This window comes from Streptococcus sp. Marseille-P7376 (assembly GCF_902460385.1).
In the GTDB taxonomy this organism is placed as follows: domain Bacteria; phylum Bacillota; class Bacilli; order Lactobacillales; family Streptococcaceae; genus Streptococcus; species Streptococcus sinensis.
The window spans coordinates 1-18421 of the sequence record NZ_CABPTS010000009.1; the positions used below are offsets into that span (position 1 = coordinate 1).

Consider the following 18421-nt stretch of genomic DNA (forward strand, 5'->3'; position numbering starts at 1 on the left):
AATCTAGAATGATGATATTTTTGTCTTTAATTTCGAGTAGGTTTGTGATAAAATTTAATTGTTCCATAAGATTCTTTCTAATGATGGTTTCGTTGCTTTTCATTATAGGTCTTATGGGACTTTTTTTCTACAACAAAATAGGCTCCATAATCCCTGCGGTGGATTTACCCACTACAGAAATTATAGAGCCGTTTTTTATTGATAGGATTCCCATAAATCCTTTATTTGTTCAATTTGAATCGTCGCTTGGTTTTCAAGGACTTTGTATTTGTAGCTTAAATCCTGAGTGATGTCTTTTAAGTTGTCTCTTTGTTCTTGGATGATGGCAAGGTTGCGTTGGATATTAGCTAGATTGTCCTGGATCTTGTCTAAGATATCCGATGTTTCAGTGACTTCTTCTCGGATTTTTTGGCGGTTTTCAACCAGCTTATAGCTGGCTGCTGCGGAACCGATAAAAAGGAGAATATTTGAAAGTTTCATAGTTCCTCCTTAAGCTTGGGCAATTTTCGCTGCTAATTCAGCCAAGGCTGTAAAATCTGGTTCGTGAGTTTCAAAGCTAATTTGCAGGCCATCCGTCTCCTCATAGCGAGGAGCTAGATGGACGTGGGTGTGAAAGACAGTTTGACCAGCGATTTCTTCGTTGTTATTAAGGATATTCATCCCCTTGGCTTTCGTTACCTTCATGACTTTGCGGGCAATGTCCGGTACACGGGCGAAGAGTTGACTAATGCTATCTGCATCCATTTCCAGAAGGTTTCGGAAATGTTGTTTGGGAACAACCAGAGTATGGCCAGGTGTGACCTGAGAAATATCTAGGAAGGCCAGTACTTGGTCGTCTTCATAGACTTTAGAAGCTGGAATTTCCCCTGCAATAATTTTACAAAAAATACAATCAGCCATAAATGATACCTCTATTCGCTAGTTTTTGTTATAATTTAAAATATAAGAACATTATACCAGAATTTGGAGAAAATATGTTAGAAATCAAGGGTCTTACAGGAGGCTATATCAATATTCCTGTCTTAAAAGATATCAGTTTTGAGGTTGGCGACGGTCAATTGGTTGGTCTGATTGGTCTTAATGGTGCCGGCAAGTCTACTACGATCAATGAAATCATCGGCTTTCTAACGCCCTATAAGGGAGAGATTCGGATTGACGGCTTACAGCTGCGGGAAAATCCCAGTGCTTATCGCAAGAAGATCGGTTTTATCCCTGAGACGCCTAGTCTCTATGAGGAGCTGACCCTGCGTGAGCATATTGAAACGGTGGCCATGGCTTACGATATCGAGCAGGAAGCTGCTTTTGAGCGCGTGGAAGGCCTGTTAACTATCTTCCGGCTCAAGGATAAGCTGGACTGGTTTCCGGTGCATTTTTCCAAGGGGATGAAACAGAAGGTCATGATTATCTGTGCTTTCGTGGTAGATCCTAGTCTTTTTATCGTGGATGAGCCTTTTTTGGGTCTGGATCCCGTAGCTATTGCAGACCTTATCCAGCTCTTGGAGGAGGAAAAGAAAAAAGGCAAGTCCATCCTCATGAGTACCCACGTTCTGGATTCAGCTGAGAAGATGTGCGATAGCTTTGTGATTTTGCATAAAGGACAGGTGCGTGCCAAGGGCAATCTAGCTGAGTTGCGAGGACAATTTCAGATGCCAGAAGCTAGTCTCAATGACATCTATCTGGCCTTGACGGAAGAGGCTGCGGTATGAAAGAAGTATTTGCTAAACGCAAGCAGGATTTCCGTCAGCAGTGTCTGAAATACCTGCGTTATGTGCTTAATGATCATTTTGTCCTTTTTCTGCTGGTCTTTATGGGGTTTTTAGGTGTTCAGTATAGTCAGCTATTGCGGCATTTTCCGACGAATCACTTACCAATCATTGCCAGTCTGGTTGTTCTATCGCTTTTTATCCTGCCTTTTGGGCGTATTGCGACCTATCTAGAAAAGCCAGATATGCTCTTTTTGCTAGTGCAGGAGCAGGCAGTGATTGATTTTATCAAGGAGCAGATTTGGCGCTCTTATCTTTTGTACGCAGTCTTACAGACTGGAATGTTGTTGCTGTTGGCTCCGCTTTTTCTGGCTCTGGGCTTACCAATCTGGGGCTTTGGGCTCTACTGCCTGCTTATGCTGCTGCTAAAATGGTTTTTATTTCAAGGCAAGGGAGGCCGCTTTTTTATGGCGGATCGCCTCAATTGGCAGTATGCGATTGCGGCTGAGGAGGGACGCAAGCAGAAGCTCCTGCGTTTCTTTGCTCTCTTTACCAATGTCAAGGGCATTTCGAACAGTGTCAAGCGTCGGGAGTATCTGGATGGTTTGACAAGACTCGTGAGCAAACAGCATAGCAAGACATGGCAGAATATGTTTTTGCGCTCCTATCTGCGCAATGGCGACTTGTTTCCTTTGACCCTGCGACTTCTGCTGTTAGCTCTGCTAACGATCATTTTTGTCAGCCAGTCTTGGATTGCTGCAGCTTTTGTTGTCCTCTTCAATTATCTCTTGCTCTTTCAGTTGCTTGCTCTTTATGAAGCATTTGATTATCAGTATCTCACCCAGCTTTTCCCGCTTGACAGAAAAGATAAGATTAAGGGAGCGAGGCAGATTATTACAGCGGTTGGACATAGTGTCTTGCTTTTTGAAACACTAGTGGCTTTGTTCTTTTTCCAAGATAGAGCCGCTGTACTGCCAATCCTTGGAGTCACAGTATTATTGTATCTTTTATATTTGCCATTTAAATTAAATAGATTGGTTGACTAAAAGAGGTAAAACTAGTAAAATAGATAGGAAACTTTTTACGGAGGGGAATCATGGACTTGGTTGATAATGAGCTAACCCTGACACCAATAGCTGGTAAGAGTGGAAAGGCCTATATGGGGACTTATCCAGACGGGGGGCGCGTTTTCGTCAAGATGAATACAACCCCAATCTTAGCAGGCTTAGCCAGGGAACAAATTGCACCGCAGCTTTTATGGAGCCGCCGCTTACCGGATGGTAATGTTATAAGTGGGCAGGAGTGGCTTGCGGGCACGATCCTGACACCAAATGATATGTCTAAAAAGCAAGTGGTCAATATTTTAACGCGTTTGCATCGTTCGCGGCCCTTAATGACACAATTAACAAAGTTGGGCTATACTTTGGAAACTCCGATTGATTTGCTGAATGCTTGGCTAAATCAAGCACCTGCAGTTTTGAGGAACAATCAATATCTGCAGTCAGTTATCCGTGAACTGCGCCAAACAGTGCCAGCCTTTCGGGAGGATTATGCGACCATCGTTCACGGAGATGTTCGTCATAGCAATTGGATTGAAACGGACAGCGGTTTGATTTATCTGGTGGATTGGGATTCCGTTCGGCTAACCGATAGGATGCTGGATGTAGCCCATATCCTGAGCCATTATGTGCCGGATTCAGGCTGGCAAGAATGGCTGACCTACTATGGCTACAAGTACAATCAAACAGTTTTCAATAAAATGTATTGGTTTGGGCAATATTCCTACCTGATGCAAATTGCTAAGTATTACGAGAATAATGATTTAGAAAATGTGAACCGGGAGATTTACGCCTTACGCAACTTCCGTTCCAAGTATGGAAAGGTAAAATGAGAGTAAGAAATCGCAAAGGCGCAACAGAATTGTTAGAGGCCAATCCGCAGTATGTGGTCTTAAATCCAGCCGATGCTAAGGGGAAATGGCGGAAGATTTTTGGGAATGACCACTCTATTCATGTCGAAGTGGGCAGCGGTAAGGGAGCCTTTATCACTGGAATGGCCAAGGCCAATCCGACAATCAACTATATTGGTATTGATATTCAAAAATCCGTACTCAGCTATGCCTTGGATAAAGTGCTGGCAGCGGATGTGCCCAATATCAAGTTGCTTTGGGTCGATGGTTCAGATTTGACCAACTACTTTGAAGACGGGGAAATTGACCAACTTTATCTCAATTTCTCTGATCCATGGCCCAAGAAACGTCATGAGAAGCGCCGGCTGACCTACAAGTCCTTTCTGGATACCTTTAAGCAGATTCTGCCGGAAAATGGAGAAATCCACTTCAAAACAGACAACCGTGGTCTATTCGAGTACAGCTTAGTTAGCTTTTCTCAGTATGGTATGAAGTTAAAAGGCGTGTGGTTGGATTTGCATGCCAGTGACTTTGAGGACAATGTCCTGACAGAATATGAAAAGAAATTCTCCAGCAAGGGACAGGTCATCTACCGAGTTGAGGCGAAGTTTGAATAGATAGCAGTCCTGACAGGTTTGTGAGACTTAAGGATTGTTCACAAATTTCGGTGTTTTTCTATTTTTACAAAGAGATATAAGAAGCGAAATTTTTAAATCAAGCATATCCCTTGCTTTTCTATGCAGGCTGTGGTATACTGAAATTAGTAAATATGAAAGAGAGGCGAGGAAATATCTTCGCCTCTTGTCTGTGAGGAGGTGCAGTCTTATCGCAACGATTGTTGAATTAGTAAGAGAAGTCATTGAGCCAGCCATCCAAGAACCTTATGAATTGGTGGATATTGAGTATGGAAAGATGGGCGGTGACTATGTTCTCAGTGTTTTTGTAGACAAGCCCGAGGGGATTACGGTCAACGATACAGCAGATTTGACCGATATTATCAGTCCTCTGTTGGACTCTATCAAGCCAGATCCTTTTCCTGACCAGTATTTTCTGGAGGTGACCAGTCCAGGCTTGGAGCGCCCGCTCAAGACCAAGGAAGCTGTGGCAGCTGCAGTCGGCAGTTATATCCATGTCAGCCTTTATAAAGCACTGGATAAAAACAAGGTTTTTGAAGGAACTTTACTTGGATTTGAAGATGATGTCTTGCTTATGGAATATATGGACAAAATACGCAAAAAAGAAGTTGAAATTCCATATGGTCTAGTGTCAAAAGCAAGATTGGCCGTTAAATTTTAGTAACAAATCGCAATATAATGAAGAAAGGAATACTTTTGTTTCGGCAAAAGTTACATGAAGATGAGTAAAGAAATGCTAGAGGCCTTCCGTATTTTGGAAGAGGACAAAGGTATTAAAAAAGAAGATATTATCGAAGCAGTGACAGAATCCCTTCGCTCTGCTTATCGTCGCCGCTATGGTCAAGCAGACAGCGCAGCTATTGAGTTTAATGAAAAAACAGGTGATTTCCGTGTCTATACTGTCCGCGAAGTTGTGGACGAGGTCTTTGACAGTCGCTTGGAAATCAGCCTCAAGGATGCCTTGGCTATCAGCTCTGCCTATGAGCTGGGAGACAAAATCAAGTTTGAAGAAGCGCCAGCTGAGTTTGGTCGCGTAGCAGCTCAATCTGCCAAGCAAACCATCATGGAAAAGATGCGCAAGCAGACTCGTGCTATCACTTACAACACCTACAAAGAACATGAAAATGAAATCATGTCAGGGACAGTGGAGCGCTTTGACAATCGCTTTATCTATGTCAATCTAGGCAGTATCGAAGCGCAACTGTCTAAGCAAGACCAGATTCCTGGTGAGGTTTTTGCCTCTCATGACCGCATTGAAGTCTTTGTCTACAAAGTTGAAGACAATCCTCGTGGTGTCAATGTTTTCGTTAGCCGTAGTCATCCAGAAATGATCAAGCGCTTGATGGAGCAGGAAATTCCTGAAGTTTACGACGGAACCGTGGAAATTATGAGCGTGGCGCGTGAAGCAGGTGACCGGACCAAGGTAGCGGTGCGCAGCCATAATCCAAATGTGGATGCTATCGGAACCATCGTCGGCCGAGGCGGCGCTAATATCAAGAAGATTACCAGCAAGTTCCATCCAGCTAAATATGATGCCAAAAGTGGCCGTATGATACCGACTGAAGAAAATATTGACGTTATCGAGTGGGTGGCAGATCCGGCTGAATTTATCTACAATGCTATTGCACCAGCAGAAGTGGACCAAGTTATCTTCCATGCTGAAGATAATAAGCGAGCTTTGGTTGTGGTACCGGATAATAAACTTTCTCTGGCTATCGGCCGTCGCGGTCAGAATGTCCGTCTGGCAGCTCATTTGACTGGCTTTAGAATTGACATCAAGTCAGCCAGCGAGTTCGAAGAAATGGAAGCAGCCAATGAACTCGGAGGCTTTGCACAAGATGCGGAAGCATTTGTGGCAGAAGAAGTCTCAACTGAGGGAGTTTTGGCAGAAGCAGAACTGGAAGAAAGTGAAGCAGTAGCCGCAGAATAAGGGAGGCAGATATGGCAAAAACAAGAAAAATCCCTTTAAGAAAATCAGTTGTGTCCAATGAAGTGATTGACAAGCGTGATTTATTGCGCATTGTCAAGAATAAAGAAGGTCAGGTATTCATTGATCCGACAGGCAAGGCTAATGGGCGAGGAGCTTATATTAAGCTAGATAATGAGGAAGCCCATCTGGCTAAGAAAAAGCGAGTTTTCAACCGCAGTTTCAGCATGGAAGTAGAAGAGAGTTTCTACGACGAGCTGATTGCCTATGTCGATCACAAGGTCAAGAGAAGAGAGTTGGGTCTTGAATAAAGAAAAACTAGCAAACTTGCTGGGTTTGGCCCAGCGGGCTGGCCGTATCATTTCAGGGGAAGAATTGGTCATCAAAGCCATCCAAGAAGGAAAAGCCCATCTGGTCTTTCTAGCTGAGGATGCTGGACCAAATCTAACGAAAAAGATTACTGATAAAAGCCATTATTACAAGATAGAAGTGTCAACCGTGTTTTCAACACTGGAATTAAGCTCTGCGATTGGCAAGGCCCGAAAAGTGGCTGCCGTCACAGATGCTGGTTTTACAAAGAAAATGAGGTCTCTTATGCAATAGAAGAGGAGGACAAGAATTGTCTAAAGTTAGATTGTACGAAATCGCAAAAGAACTGGGAAAGGAAAGCAAAGAGGTGGTGGCTCGTGCTAAGGAGCTGGGCTTGGAAGTCAAAAGTCACTCTTCCAGCGTAGAAGCAGAAGCGGGTCAACGCATCAGGGATAGCTTTGGTGCCTCTAAGCCAGCGCCAGAAAAAGTGCCTGCTGCCCAGCCAGTACCGGAGAAAGCACCTCAAAAAGAATCTGCTCCAGCTAAAAAGGAAGATTCTACGGCTGTTAAGCCAGAAAAGCCCAAAGTGGCAGATACTCCAGCCGCAGCAGCTCCGGCGAAACCGGCTTCAGTTCGGCCGCAAAGTCGTAACTTTAAGGCAGAGCGGGAAGCTAGGGCCAAGGAACAGGCAGAGCGCCGCAAGCAGCAAAATAATCGCCAACCACAAAGCGGTGATAAGAAGGAACGTGGCGATCGCAATCGCAACCAAGGTCGTTCTGACCGCAACACCAATAACGGCCGTCAAGAACGTCGTAATGAAGCTCGCAATGACCGTCGTGACAACCGCGGTCAGGACCGGAATCGAGGCGGTCAAAATAATCGTCCACAGTTAAATCAAGGTCCTAAAATTGATTTTAAAGCGCGAGCAGCGGCTCTGAAAGCAGAGCAAAATGCGGAGTACGCACGTTCTAGCGAGGAGCGCTTCAAGCAGGCTCAGGCAGCCAGAGAAGCGCAAGAACGTCAGAATAGGCGGAAAGAGCCAGTTCAAGCAGAAGTACCTGTTGTCGAAACGGTCAAATCTGCTCCGGCCGAACCTGCACCAGCTGCCGCTCCTACTGCAGCACCAGTTGCAGTAGATACTCGTCGCAAAAAACAAGCCCGACCAGATAAGAAGCGTGATGAATTTGAACGCGAAGAAGAAGGTCCAAGAAAACAACAAAAGAATCGAAGCAGTCAAAATCAAGTGAGAAATCAAAGAAACAGTAACTGGAATAATAACAAAAAGAATAAACGCGGAAAGGGCAACCACAATCAGGCTCCAAAACCTGTTACAGAACGCAAGTTCCATGAGTTGCCGACCGAATTTGAATATACAGATGGCATGACCGTTGCAGAAATCGCAAAACGGATCAAGCGCGAGCCAGCTGAAATCGTCAAGAAGCTCTTTATGATGGGTGTGATGGCAACGCAAAACCAATCTCTTGACGGCGATACTATTGAGCTCCTCATGGTAGACTACGGTATCGAAGCTAAGAAGAAGGTTGAAGTTGACACTGCCGATATCGAGCGCTTCTTTGTCGAAGAAGGCTATATCAATCCGGATGAATTGGTAGAACGTCCACCGGTTGTGACCATCATGGGACACGTTGACCATGGTAAAACGACCCTCTTGGATACCTTGCGTAACTCTCGGGTAGCGACAGGTGAAGCGGGTGGGATCACCCAGCATATCGGTGCTTACCAGATTGAGGAAAACGGCAAGAAGATTACCTTCTTGGATACACCAGGACACGCAGCCTTTACCTCTATGCGGGCCCGTGGTGCGTCTGTGACAGACATCACCATCTTGGTCGTAGCAGCTGATGACGGTGTGATGCCTCAGACTATCGAAGCCATTAACCACTCCAAAGCAGCTAATGTGCCAATTATCGTAGCGATCAACAAGATTGATAAGCCAGGAGCAAATCCTGAGCGTGTAATTGGTGAATTGGCTGAGCATGGTGTCATATCGACTGCTTGGGGCGGTGAGTCTGAATTTGTCGAAATCTCAGCGAAATTCAACCAAAATATCGATGAACTTTTGGAAACAGTCCTCTTGGTGGCTGAAATCCAAGAGCTTAAGGCTGATCCGACTGTTCGAGCGATTGGTACAGTCATCGAAGCCCGTCTGGATAAAGGAAAAGGTGCGGTTGCAACCTTGCTTGTCCAACAAGGTACGCTGAATGTGCAAGATCCAATCGTTGTCGGAAATACCTTCGGTCGGGTTCGGGCTATGACCAATGACTTGGGACGTCGCGTTAAGGTGGCAGGACCATCGACACCGGTTTCCATCACTGGTCTCAATGAAACTCCGATGGCTGGTGACCACTTTGCGGTTTATGAAGATGAAAAAGCTGCGCGTGCAGCCGGTGAAGAACGTGCCAAACGTGCCCTTCTCAAGCAACGTCAAGCTACTCATCGTGTCAGTCTGGAAAATCTCTTTGACACCCTCAAAGCTGGTGAAGTCAAGTCTGTTAATGTTATCATCAAGGCTGATGTACAAGGTTCTGTAGAAGCCTTGGCTGCTTCCCTGCAGAAGATTGAAGTGGAAGGTGTTAAGATTACTATCGTCCACTCAGCAGTTGGTGCTATCAATGAATCCGATGTAACGCTGGCAGCAGCTTCAAATGCCCTGATTATTGGTTTTAACGTCCGTCCTACATCTCAAGCTCGCCAGCAGGCGGAAGCTGACGATGTAGAAATTCGTCTCCACAGCATTATCTACAAGGTTATCGAGGAAATGGAAGATGCCATGAAGGGAATGCTGGATCCAGAGTACGAAGAAAAAGTCATCGGGGAAGCCCTTATTCGCGAAACCTTCAAGGTTTCCAAGGTCGGAACTATCGGTGGATTTATGGTTATCAATGGTAAAGTTACCCGTGATTCCAAAGTTCGTGTTATCCGTGATGGTGTCGTGATTTATGATGGTGCTCTTGCCAGCCTCAAGCACTTTAAGGATGACGTTAAGGAAATTACCAATGGCCGCGAAGGTGGACTCATGATTGACGGTTACAATGACATCCAAGTAGATGACACGATTGAAGCTTACATCATGGAAGAGATTAAAAAATAAAAAACTCGCAGCGAAAATCAGGAACGCGATAAAGAATCAATGATTCTAGGCGAATCCATCTTTTCGCAAAGAGTTCAGAACAAACTTAATTAAACTGAAACTAAAAATATGAGAGTGGGACAGAAATCGGTAATTCGTTAGAATTCGATTTCGTCGTCCCACCTCCGCACAGTTGAGTAGGGCTGTAAAAGCTGATGAAATCAGCGTAGTAGAGCCCACTCAACCACTGCGTCTTGCTCGACAATCCAAAAACAATTGAGAGGCTAGGACTTTTGTCCCAGCCTCATATTGCAGAAGAAAAAAATTAGAAAGGAAATCCTATGGCAAACAATTTTCGTGCAGACCGTGTGGGAATGGAAATTAAGCGTGAAGTCAATGAGATTTTGCAGAAAAAGGTTCGTGATCCACGAGTTCAGGGTGTGACCATCACCGATGTCCAAATGTTGGGTGACTTGTCCATGGCCAAGGTCTACTACACGATTATGAGTGACTTGGCTTCTGACAATCAGAAAGCCCAGCTTGGTCTGGAAAAGGCGACTGGTACCATCAAGCGAGAACTGGGACACAATCTTAAAATGTATAAGATTCCAGATTTGACCTTTATTAAGGATGAATCTATTGAGTATGGCAACAAGATTGATCAGATGTTGCGCAATCTAGATAAAAAATAAAGAGGAACTCAGCTGAAACTAGCTGAGTTTTTGCTTTTGACTCTCCCAAAAATAGGCCGTATGAAAAACATAAACGAAAAAGATGATATTTTTTTTTAAAAAAAGCTTGTTACTTTAATTAATATCCTTTACAATAGAAAAAGGAGAATATTCGATATTTATTTTTCGGAGGAAAAGAAATGTCCATTAATTGGCAAGAAATTATATTTAGCTTCTTGGGAGGCTTGGGGCTGTTTCTATACAGTATCCGCATGATGGGAGATGGGCTGCAGCAGGCGGCGGGAGACCGATTGCGTTACTTTATCGACAAGTACACCAGCAATCCTTTTTTAGGTGTCCTGGTTGGTATCGGCATGACTGCCCTGATTCAGTCCAGTTCAGGTGTGACAGTCATTACAGTCGGTCTAGTTAGTGCGGGGCTGTTGACCTTGCGTCAGGCCATCGGGATTGTCATGGGGGCCAATATCGGGACGACTGTGACCTCCTTCATCATCGGTTTTAAGCTGGGTGATTACGCCTTGCCTTTACTCTTTGTCGGCGCGGTTTGCCTCTTTTTTACCAAAAATCGCTCGGTTAATAATGTCGGCCGAATCCTCTTTGGTGTCGGCGGTATCTTTTTTGCGCTCAATCTGATGAGCGGAGCCATGGAGCCTCTCAAGGATCTGCAGGTCTTCCGGGATTATATGGTTCAGCTTAGTAAAAATCCGATTTTGGGTGTCTTTGTCGGGACGGGGCTGACCCTCCTCATTCAGGCTTCCTCAGCGACCATTGGGATTCTGCAGAATCTCTATGCCAGCAATCTCATTGACCTGCAAGGAGCCTTGCCAGTGCTGTTTGGTGACAATATCGGAACCACGATTACAGCGATTATCGCTTCCTTAGGAGCCAATATCGCAGCCAAACGCGTAGCTGGTGCCCATGTGGCCTTTAATGTCATTGGAACAGTTATCTGCTTGATCTTTCTCGTGCCGTTTACGGCTCTGATTCAGTGGTTTGAGACAGCGCTGCATCTGTCACCGGAAATGACCATTGCCTTTGCCCACGGGACCTTTAATATCACCAATACCATCGTTCAATTTCCCTTTATCGGTGTTTTAGCCTATGTGGTTACGAAACTGATTGCGGGTGAGGATGAAACAGTCAAATACGAACCTCTTTATCTGGACAAGATTTTGATTCATCAGGCACCATCTCTGGCTTTGGGAAATGCCAAAAAGGAACTGCTTCACATGGGTGGTTATGCTTTTAAATCTTTTGAACTGGCCTATGATTATATCATTAACCATGAAGAAAAAGCTGCTGAAAAGGGGCATAAGACGGAGGAAGCCATCAATGCGATTGATGATGAACTGACTCGTTATCTGATTGCACTTTCTGGTGAGCAGCTCAGTCAAAAGGAAAGTGAGATTCTGACCAATATTTTAGACTCTAGCCGAGATTTGGAGCGAATTGGGGATCACTCAGAGGCTTTGATAAATCTGACAGACTACCTGCTTCGCAAGAAGGTTACCTTCTCACCAGCCGCCTTGGAAGAACTAGAAAAAATTTATCACATGACTTTAGAGTTTATCAAAGAAGCTTTAACTTCAGTGGAAACAAATGATGTTGAGTTGGCGAATAATTTGACAGCGAAACATGAAGCGATTGATAAGCTAGAGCGCAAGCTGCGTAAGACGCATATTTCTCGTCTAAATAGAGGAAAATGTACGCCTCAGGCTGGTGTCAACTTTATCGAAATTATTTCGCACTATACTAGGGTTGCTGACCATGCCATGAATTTGGCAGAAAAAGTCCAAATCGAGCAGATTTAAGAATTTTAAAAAGCAGGTTTCCTGCTTTTTTGTTTGTTCAAATAATATAATAAATTTTTTCAAAAAACAGGTATAGACCATTTACAAATAAAACAGAAAGCGTTATAATAGAGTCAATAAAAAATTGAACAAGAGGAGGCAGTCAGATGCCTAAATATATTAAAGCAGATCAATTTTTCTATCCTCAAGGGATTCGTAAGGGTGGATTTTTGGAATTGATCGATGGAAAATTTGGGAAATTGGTGCAAGAAGTGCCTGCTGATGCGGAAGTGATTGATTACACAGGCTACTCTGTCGCACCAGGTCTGGTCGATACCCATATCCATGGTTTTGGTGGGGTCGATGTCATGGACAATAACATCGAAGGTACCCTCCACACCATGAGTGAAGGGCTTTTGACGACTGGGGTGACCAGTTTCCTGCCGACCACGCTGACATCATCTTACGAGCAACTCCTAGCTGTGACGGAAAATATCGGTGCCCGCTATCAGGAAGCTAGCGGTGCCAAGATTCGTGGTCTCTACTTTGAAGGGCCTTACTTCACTGAAAAGTACAAGGGTGCCCAAAATCCAGCCTATATGAAAGATCCTCGTATGGATGAATTTCGTGCTTGGCAAAAGGCTTCCAATGGTCTTCTCAATAAGATCGCTCTGGCACCAGAACGTGCTGGCGTGGAGGAATTTGTCCGCACCATCACTGATGAAGGTGTAACTGTGGCTCTGGGTCACTCCAATGCGACTTATGATGAAGCCAAGACAGCAGTAGAAGCGGGTGCCAGTGTTTGGGTGCATGCTTACAATGGCATGCGGGGCTTGACCCACCGCGAGCTGGGCATGGTTGGGGCTATGTATGAGCTGCCCCACACTTACGCAGAGCTGATTTGTGATGGTCACCATGTGGATCCTAAGGCCTGTGATATTTTGCTCAAGCAAAAAGGGCATGAATATGTAGCCCTCATCACCGACTGTATGACTGCAGGAGGTCTGGACGACGGCGACTACATGCTGGGCGAATTTCCAGTAGTCGTAGCCAATGGTACAGCCCGCCTCAAATCTACCGGCAACTTAGCAGGATCAATCCTGCAGCTCAAAGACGGCCTGAAAAACGTGGTTGAGTGGGGCATTGCTAACCCTCACCAAGCAGTCATGATGGCTAGTCTGATTCCAGCAAAATCCGTACACATTGATGATGTCTGCGGCCAGATTAAGGAAGGCTACGATGCTGACTTTATCGTTCTGGACAAGGATTTAGAGCTGGTTGCCACTTATCTGGATGGTGAAAAACGTTTTACAGTATAAAATAGTAAACCATTCGTTTTAAAAAGTCTCCTTATATTTTTCAGAAAGGATAGGTTAATGGCCTATCCTTTTTGTTGGCTTTGGCAAACTTTCAAAACTCAATCCCAGGTCGCTCCTTATATCTGCTTCAAAAGAGTTGTTTCTGAACGGAGCTCCCATCTTTCCCTGAAGAATTTGCTTAGCCTTTGAGGTTAGATTAAGAGCTGTATGCGACTTTCTTCAGTAGTCTAATCAGCCAGAAGATGTGAAATGCGGGATGAGAGAAGTTTGAATTGCTGGTGGGGGCGTGATATAATATGATTATATGATTAGACGGGGGTAGGATATGAAAAAGATTGACGTAAAATTTCTGGTAATGGGAGTTGTTTTCCTTCTTTTCGGGCTTGTTTTGAAACGTTTTTTAATGACCTTTATCGGCTTGGCCTTTATCAGCTACAGCTTTTTCAGTAAAGGCATGGCACCAACGAAAGAAAATATTTTCAAACCAAAATTTCCTAAAAAGAAAAAAGGGAAATGAGCTTTGTTGGCATTGGCGAGGAAGCTTCTGCCGGATAAAAGAATGCTGAACTGTGCATAGATAAAAATCAAGGAGGCATGAGATGAAAGACTATCTCTTAAACAATGGTGTAAAAATTCCAGTCTTGGGCTTTGGCACTTGGAAGGCTCAGGATGGTGAGGAAGCCTATCAGGCGGTGCTGGCCGCTCTCAAGGCAGGCTACCGGCACATTGATACGGCAGCGGTCTATAAGAATGAAGAAAGTGTTGGCCGAGCCATTAAAGACAGTGGCATTGCGCGTGAGGAGCTTTTTATTACCACCAAGCTCTGGAATGGCAATCATACTTATGAAGAAGCTCAGGCAGCTTTTGCCCGTTCTATGGAAAGGCTGGGCTTGGACTATCTGGATCTCTATCTCATCCACTGGCCCAATCCAAAACCTTTGCGAGAAGATGGTGTTTGGAAAAAGCGCAATGCGGAAGTATGGCGGGCCATGGAAGATCTCTATGAGGCAGGCAAGATTCGGGCCATCGGCGTCAGCAATTTCCTGCCCCATCACCTAGAAGCTCTGCTTGAGACAGCGCGCATCACTCCGGCTGTCAATCAAATCCGCCTAGCGCCAGGCGTCTATCAGACAGAAGCGGTGGACTTCTGCCGTGAGCGTGGTATTTTGCTAGAAGCTTGGGGACCTTTTGGTCAGGGAGAGCTTTTCCAAAATCCAGCAGTGCAGGCTGTAGCAGATAAGTATGGCAAGACTATTGCTCAAGTCGCTCTGGCTTGGAGCTTGCAAGAAGGCTTTCTGCCTTTGCCTAAGTCAGTCACTCCGAGCCGAATTACCAGCAATCTAGATTGCTTTGACATCGAGCTAGATGCTGCTGATATGGAACTTCTTAAAAGCATACCTGTCGAAGCCGGGGCGCCAGATCCGGACAATAAGGATTTTTGATAAAAGTGTCCTTTTGTCAAAGTTCAGACAGTGAAAGCTTGTCAGTTGATTAAGGAACTCGCCTTTTTTAGCTATGCCAGCGAGACTGTCACAGTTTCAGATCAGCACCATGCAGTCTTGGAGCTTGCTGGTTGGGAAGAGATTTATGAACTAAAAATTTGAAAGTATCCCCAGATTGAAGAGAGCTGGGGATTTTTATCTATGGCAATATGGAAACGCTATAAAACAAGAGCTTTCTGTGCTATAATGAGGTATGTAAAACGAGACCGATATCCAAATAAAAAGAGTTAGATAAGGGAGTCAGATGAAAAAGACCCAGGAATTAGAAATAGAAAAGCAGCTGATTGAGCGCCTGACTAGTGGAGAAAGTCAGTGGACTTATCGTCAGGAGTTGCGAACAGAGGAGCAGCTGTGGGAGAATTTTTTTGCTAAGCTAGAGCAAAATAATCTGCCTGCCTTGAAAGATCAGCTGTTGACCGCGCAGGAGAAGGAGCAAATCAAAAATCAGCTCAACTTTGTTAACTACTATGAAGCAGCTAAATGGCTGGCAGGTGAGAATGGTATTGCCAAAGTCCAGGTCCAGCGGGAGGATGCCAGACTTGGAACGATTCGTCTCTCAGTGATCTGGCGGGACAATGTGGCAGGCGGCAAGTCCAGCTATGAGATTGTCCATCAGGTGGAGCGTGATAAGGCCTATCCTATGGATCCGAACCGCCGTCTGGATGTGACTCTGCTCATCAACGGCCTGCCCATGATTCATATCGAGCTGAAAAGCCGACAAGCGCCTTTTTTGGACGCTTTTCGACAAATCCAGAAATACGATAAAGAAGGCAAGTTTCACGGGATTTACTCCAGCCTGCAGATGTTTGTCGTATCCAATGTCATTGACACTCGCTATATTGCAGCCGCAAAGGAAAATAAGCTCAACGCACAGTTTCTGACCAAGTGGGTTGACAGCAAGAACCAGCCGGTTACAGACCTCTTTTCCTTTGCGGAGCAGGTACTGTCAATTCCACGCGCCCATCAGATGGTCATGCAGTACTCTGTCATTGATGATGTGAGAAAGGCACTTATTTTACTGCGGCCCTATCAGGTGCATGCCATCGAAGCCGTCCGAGAAGCCTCCATGCGTCAAGAGTCGGGCTATATCTGGCATACGACAGGTTCTGGTAAGACGCTGACCTCCTATAAAGTGGCTCGAAATCTCCTGCAAATCCCAGCGATTCAAAAGACCATCTTTGTCGTGGACCGCAGAGACCTCGATGACCAGACCACCTCGAGCTTTCTCTCCTATGCAGCAAATGATGTCATTGATATTGATGAGACGGACAATACCAAAGAGCTGGTTCGCCGTCTCTCTGCTGATAATAAAGCACTAGTCGTCACGACCATTCAAAAGATCAATGCTATGCTGCGCAAGTTTGAAGAGGGACATTATCAGCGGGAATATAAGAAAATCAAAGAGCTCAGAGTGGCCTTTGTCGTGGATGAGTGCCACCGAGCTGTTACGCCTCAAGCTCAGAAGTCTCTCAGCGAGTTTTTTGTCTACTCGCTCTGGTATGGCTTTACCGGAACACCTATCTTTGGGGAAAATAAACGCAAGCAGGTAGGCGACTTGGCCCAGACTACCCAGCAGCAGTATGGTGATCGTCTGCATGAATATACGGTCAAAGAAGCCATCCATGACAATGCCGTTCTAGGCTTCAAGGTGGACTATCGCAATACCCTCATCACGGATGCAGCAGAAGAAGCTATCCCTGATAGTGCCTATGAGCATGAAGACCATATGCTGGAAGTACTGGAAACTATCCTCAATAAAAGCCATCGTCAACTGGGACTTGAAAACGGGGTCGGCCGGACCTACAATGCTATCCTGACTGTCAAGTCTATCCATCAGGCTCAGCGCTACTATGACCTGCTCAAGCGGGTCAAGGAAGGCCAGAGTCGTATTAAGATCTCTGAGCGGACGAAGCGCGTGCTGCCTGACTTTCCTAAGTTTACCATTACCTACTCGGTGACGGAGAATGAAGAGGAATCCTCTGTCAATCAGGATAAGATGAAGCAGGCTTTGGAGGACTACAATCAGGAGTTCGGCACTCACTATAATCTATCGACCCTTCGGAGCTTCAATACTGATGTCAATGAGCGCCTAGCCAGAAAGAAAGAGAAGTATCTCTACCGGGATGAACAGCTGGACTTGGTCATCGTCGTCAATCGACTTTTAACAGGCTTTGATGCTCCTTGCCTATCTACGCTCTACATTGACAGAAAGCCTATGCAGCCACAAGATCTGATTCAGGCTTTCAGCCGAACCAACCGGATCTTTGACCAGCGTAAGTCCTATGGACATGTCATGACTTTTCAAAAGCCATTGGCCTTTAAGGAAGCAGTGGACAACGCCCTGCGCCTCTACTCCAATGGTGGGGAAAATGAGGTGCTAGCTCCAGAGTGGCCAGAAGAGAAAGCCAACTTTGACCGAGCTTTGGCTGATTTTCAAGTGCAGCTATCCAGTAGCTTCGAGGAAGGACTGGCTATCGAAAGCGCCCCAACAGCCTTGCTGAAGAAGCTAGCCAAAAGCTACCAGCAGCTGGACAAGTATCTGGCTTCTATTCAGGTCTATGCAGAGTATGATAAGGAGATGCTCTATCAGGAGACAGGCCTCAGCGATGCGAGACTGGAAGATTACCTAGGCCTGTATCAGAATATCCTAGCCGAGCTCAAGCTCCGGAAGGATGGTGACGAAGAGGAAGAACCACTGGACATCCTCTATGAGCTGGAATCCGTCCATGTCGATGAAATCAACTACAGCTATATCCTCTCCCTCATTCAGGCTTTTATCCCCCAAGAGGATACAGACAGCCCAGAGCTGAGTCCAAAGGATATCCAAGCTGTGGATGACTATATCACCAGCCTAAGCAAGACCAATCCAGGCCTAGCCCAAATCATCGCCAATCTCTGGCAGGAAATCCAAACAGAGCCCGAAAACTACCGCAGTCAGTCCATCTCTCATATCCTAGAGCAGATGATCCAGTCGGTCATCGACCAGCATGTTCAGGCTTTTGCTAAAAAGTGGTATGTCGGAGCAGATGAGCTTCGCTATCTCATCGACAACTACCGTAAGGGAGCCAAAAAGCAAGCTGGCGAAAGCCAGCTCAATCAGAGCCAGCGCTACCAAGACTACAAGACAGAAGTCGCAGATGCCCTCAACCCTCTGCGCTACAAAAAAGAAATCAAAGAAGCTTACACCCGACTAATTGAGGAGGTTATCGAGCCCTTGAGAGTTGGAAGGTAGGGGAGAAAGATAATCACCGAAACTTCGAAGAGTAGCTTTTGTCTAAATATCCAATCAATCTAAACGCTGAACACTATCTTTTACTAAGATTTCTGGGCAATCTGACTTCCGAATAGCTCTGTTTGTAAAAAATTCCACGCTTTCTACCTATCGTATGGTGTGATTTACTAAAATTTCCAAGCGTTTTAAAGGTCGAATAATAACATTTACTAAAGATTAAAAGTATTCTAAGCGTAAAATGTTCTGATAACCCATTTTTTTAAAAGAGATAATCCCCATCTGAAGGCGAAGAAATCATCAGGTGGGGATATT

At 45.2% G+C, this 18421-nt stretch carries 17 protein-coding genes; 15 read left to right on the plus strand and 2 right to left on the minus strand.

Annotated elements, in window-relative coordinates; translation table 11 throughout:
- Positions 1–195 precede the first annotated feature (195 nt).
- Together FZ952_RS05945 and FZ952_RS05950 are read right to left on the minus strand one after the other, a co-directional pair.
- On the minus strand, positions 196–480 hold the full coding sequence (locus FZ952_RS05945) for a hypothetical protein (RefSeq protein WP_148880975.1): 285 nt from the start codon (positions 478–480) through the stop codon (positions 196–198).
- 9 nt (positions 481–489) lie between these two features.
- The gene (locus FZ952_RS05950) at positions 490–900 is read right to left on the minus strand and encodes an HIT family protein (protein ID WP_148880976.1); all 411 of its coding nucleotides are present in this window, start codon (positions 898–900) and stop codon (positions 490–492) included.
- A gap of 74 nt (positions 901–974) precedes the next feature.
- Here FZ952_RS05950 and FZ952_RS05955 point away from each other — a divergent pair, with 74 nt between their 5' ends.
- The 15 genes from FZ952_RS05955 to FZ952_RS06030 all read left to right on the plus strand — a co-directional run bounded on the left by FZ952_RS05955 (position 975) and on the right by FZ952_RS06030 (position 18109).
- Entirely contained in the window at positions 975–1706 is a 732-nt protein-coding gene (locus tag FZ952_RS05955; protein ID WP_187423876.1) for an ABC transporter ATP-binding protein, read from the plus strand.
- A complete protein-coding gene (locus FZ952_RS05960) occupies positions 1703–2749 on the plus strand; it encodes an ABC transporter permease (protein ID WP_148880978.1) in 1047 nt (348 codons plus the stop codon). Before FZ952_RS05955 ends, FZ952_RS05960 begins: the two co-directional genes overlap by 4 nt.
- Positions 2750–2799: 50 nt before the next feature.
- Positions 2800–3594 (plus strand): cell cycle regulator CcrZ, encoded by a 795-nt coding sequence (gene ccrZ, locus FZ952_RS05965; RefSeq protein ID WP_037617278.1) that lies wholly within the window; start codon positions 2800–2802, stop codon positions 3592–3594.
- On the plus strand, positions 3591–4229 hold the full coding sequence (gene trmB / locus FZ952_RS05970; protein WP_148880979.1) for a tRNA (guanosine(46)-N7)-methyltransferase TrmB: 639 nt from the start codon (positions 3591–3593) through the stop codon (positions 4227–4229). The genes ccrZ and trmB overlap by 4 nt, the downstream gene beginning before the upstream one ends.
- Positions 4230–4419: 190 nt before the next feature.
- Positions 4420–4908 (plus strand): ribosome maturation factor RimP, encoded by a 489-nt coding sequence (gene rimP, locus FZ952_RS05975; protein ID WP_187423881.1) that lies wholly within the window; start codon positions 4420–4422, stop codon positions 4906–4908.
- Between the two features lie 60 nt (positions 4909–4968).
- Positions 4969–6177 (plus strand): transcription termination factor NusA, encoded by a 1209-nt coding sequence (nusA, locus tag FZ952_RS05980; protein WP_304948729.1) that lies wholly within the window; start codon positions 4969–4971, stop codon positions 6175–6177.
- A gap of 11 nt (positions 6178–6188) precedes the next feature.
- Complete coding sequence (gene rnpM / locus FZ952_RS05985; protein ID WP_037617263.1) at positions 6189–6485, plus strand: RNase P modulator RnpM; 297 nt, start codon at positions 6189–6191, stop codon at positions 6483–6485.
- The gene (locus FZ952_RS05990; protein ID WP_062201891.1) at positions 6478–6777 is read left to right on the plus strand and encodes a YlxQ-related RNA-binding protein; all 300 of its coding nucleotides are present in this window, start codon (positions 6478–6480) and stop codon (positions 6775–6777) included. The genes rnpM and FZ952_RS05990 overlap by 8 nt, the downstream gene beginning before the upstream one ends.
- A gap of 16 nt (positions 6778–6793) precedes the next feature.
- A complete protein-coding gene (infB, locus tag FZ952_RS05995) occupies positions 6794–9595 on the plus strand; it encodes a translation initiation factor IF-2 (protein ID WP_148880982.1) in 2802 nt (933 codons plus the stop codon).
- A 320-nt stretch (positions 9596–9915) separates the two neighbouring features.
- The gene (gene rbfA / locus FZ952_RS06005; RefSeq protein WP_062201889.1) at positions 9916–10266 is read left to right on the plus strand and encodes a 30S ribosome-binding factor RbfA; all 351 of its coding nucleotides are present in this window, start codon (positions 9916–9918) and stop codon (positions 10264–10266) included.
- Between the two features lie 179 nt (positions 10267–10445).
- Positions 10446–12077 (plus strand): Na/Pi cotransporter family protein, encoded by a 1632-nt coding sequence (locus FZ952_RS06010; RefSeq protein WP_148880983.1) that lies wholly within the window; start codon positions 10446–10448, stop codon positions 12075–12077.
- 146 nt (positions 12078–12223) lie between these two features.
- Positions 12224–13375 (plus strand): N-acetylglucosamine-6-phosphate deacetylase, encoded by a 1152-nt coding sequence (nagA, locus tag FZ952_RS06015; RefSeq protein WP_148880984.1) that lies wholly within the window; start codon positions 12224–12226, stop codon positions 13373–13375.
- 325 nt (positions 13376–13700) lie between these two features.
- Entirely contained in the window at positions 13701–13892 is a 192-nt protein-coding gene (locus tag FZ952_RS06020) for a hypothetical protein (protein WP_148880985.1), read from the plus strand.
- A gap of 82 nt (positions 13893–13974) precedes the next feature.
- Positions 13975–14817: an aldo/keto reductase gene (locus FZ952_RS06025; protein ID WP_148880986.1), complete on the plus strand. Its 843-nt coding sequence runs from the start codon at positions 13975–13977 to the stop codon at positions 14815–14817.
- Between the two features lie 304 nt (positions 14818–15121).
- Entirely contained in the window at positions 15122–18109 is a 2988-nt protein-coding gene (locus tag FZ952_RS06030; RefSeq protein ID WP_148880987.1) for a type I restriction endonuclease subunit R, EcoR124 family, read from the plus strand.
- The last annotated feature ends 312 nt before the right edge of the window (positions 18110–18421 follow it).

Excerpts from the sequence above, each read along its gene's own strand:
- FZ952_RS05945 (WP_148880975.1), bottom strand. The coding sequence starts at position 480 with ATGAAACTTTCAAATATTCTCCTTTTTATCGGTTCCGCAGCAGCCAGC.
- FZ952_RS06025 (WP_148880986.1), top strand. The coding sequence starts at position 13,975 with ATGAAAGACTATCTCTTAAACAATGGTGTAAAAATTCCAGTCTTGGGC.
- FZ952_RS06020 (WP_148880985.1), top strand. The coding sequence starts at position 13,701 with ATGAAAAAGATTGACGTAAAATTTCTGGTAATGGGAGTTGTTTTCCTT.
- FZ952_RS05950 (WP_148880976.1), bottom strand. The coding sequence starts at position 900 with ATGGCTGATTGTATTTTTTGTAAAATTATTGCAGGGGAAATTCCAGCT.
- FZ952_RS06030 (WP_148880987.1), top strand. The coding sequence starts at position 15,122 with ATGAAAAAGACCCAGGAATTAGAAATAGAAAAGCAGCTGATTGAGCGC.
- FZ952_RS05955 (WP_187423876.1), top strand. The coding sequence starts at position 975 with ATGTTAGAAATCAAGGGTCTTACAGGAGGCTATATCAATATTCCTGTC.
- rbfA (WP_062201889.1), top strand. The coding sequence starts at position 9,916 with ATGGCAAACAATTTTCGTGCAGACCGTGTGGGAATGGAAATTAAGCGT.
- rnpM (WP_037617263.1), top strand. The coding sequence starts at position 6,189 with ATGGCAAAAACAAGAAAAATCCCTTTAAGAAAATCAGTTGTGTCCAAT.
- ccrZ (WP_037617278.1), top strand. The coding sequence starts at position 2,800 with ATGGACTTGGTTGATAATGAGCTAACCCTGACACCAATAGCTGGTAAG.
- FZ952_RS06010 (WP_148880983.1), top strand. The coding sequence starts at position 10,446 with ATGTCCATTAATTGGCAAGAAATTATATTTAGCTTCTTGGGAGGCTTG.
- FZ952_RS05960 (WP_148880978.1), top strand. The coding sequence starts at position 1,703 with ATGAAAGAAGTATTTGCTAAACGCAAGCAGGATTTCCGTCAGCAGTGT.
- trmB (WP_148880979.1), top strand. The coding sequence starts at position 3,591 with ATGAGAGTAAGAAATCGCAAAGGCGCAACAGAATTGTTAGAGGCCAAT.
- nusA (WP_304948729.1), top strand. The coding sequence starts at position 4,969 with ATGAGTAAAGAAATGCTAGAGGCCTTCCGTATTTTGGAAGAGGACAAA.
- nagA (WP_148880984.1), top strand. The coding sequence starts at position 12,224 with ATGCCTAAATATATTAAAGCAGATCAATTTTTCTATCCTCAAGGGATT.